Source organism: Frankia sp. CcMO1 (assembly GCF_977945845.1).
In genome coordinates, this window is record NZ_CDWTMG010000311.1 from 1 (window position 1) to 1,078 (window position 1,078).

Genomic DNA, 1,078 nt, shown 5'->3' on the forward strand with positions numbered 1-1,078 from the left:
AAGCGGGGGCGAGTCCCACGGCGCCGCCCGCCGACCCCGTGGCGGCCGAGCCCGTCCGCGAACCGGACGCCGTCGTCCTCGTGGACCACGCGGCCGCGGACACGGTGCGCGCCAATGAACTCGTCAGGGCCGACGTCCCGCACCTGTCGGTGGTGCTCCGGGACGACGACGTCGTGGTCGGCCCGCTGGTCCGGCCCGGGCGGGGGCCGTGCCTGCGATGCCTGGACCTGCACCGCGGGGACCGCGATCCGGCGTGGCCGTCGATGCTCGCGCAGCTTCGCAGGCCGCCCCCGGGCACGCCGGAGCCGGAGGAGATCGCGATCACTACGCTCGCCGCCGGGCTGGCCGCCCTCCAGATCCTCACCCTGATCGACGGGCTGGCCACGCCCGCGACCGAGGGTGCCACCCTGGAGATCGAGCTCCCGGACGGTCTCGTCGGCCGCCGGGTCTGGCCCGCACACCCTCGGTGCGGGTGCCACTGGCCGCCGGCCTGAACCTCTTGGGGAGAATGAGTCACGTGAGCGACCTGCCCCGCCGTGCCGTGACGCGCACGGCCAAGCTCGCGAGCCTTCCTCTCGGGTTCGCCGGCCGGACCGCCCTCGGCTTCGGCAAGCGCGTCGGCGGCAAGCCGGCGGAGCTGGTCGCCGCCGAGGTCCAGGCCCGCACAGCCGAACAGATGTTCAAGGTGCTGGGCGAGCTCAAGGGCGGCGCGATGAAGTTCGGCCAGGCCCTGAGCATGTTCGAGGTGGCCCTGCCCGAGGAGCTCGCGGGACCGTATCGCGCCACTCTCACCAAGCTGCAGGACGCCGCTCCGCCGATGCCGGCCGCGACCGTCCACGGCGTTCTGGCGGCCGAGCTCGGCCCGCAGTGGCGGCGGCGTTTCCGCAGCTTCGACGACCGCCCGGCGGCCGCGGCGTCGATCGGGCAGGTGCACCGCGGCGTCTGGCGTGACGGCCGCCCGGTGGCGGTGAAGATCCAGTATCCGGGCGCGGCGGGCGCGCTGATCTCGGACCTGAACCAGGTCACGCGCGTCGCGCGCGTGGCGGCGGGGTGGGTCCCGGGACTGGACATCAAGCCC

Annotated in this window: 2 protein-coding genes; both read left to right on the plus strand. The window is 74.9% G+C overall.

Annotated features, from left to right (window positions below; translation table 11 throughout):
• Positions 1-494: TOMM precursor leader peptide-binding protein (locus tag AC08OU_RS22730; protein ID WP_476605749.1), on the plus strand; the 494-nt coding region annotated here is incomplete at its 5' end.
• 23 nt (positions 495-517) lie between these two features.
• Positions 518-1,078 (plus strand): AarF/UbiB family protein (locus AC08OU_RS22735; RefSeq protein ID WP_476605750.1); only part of this gene is annotated, 561 nt, incomplete at its 3' end.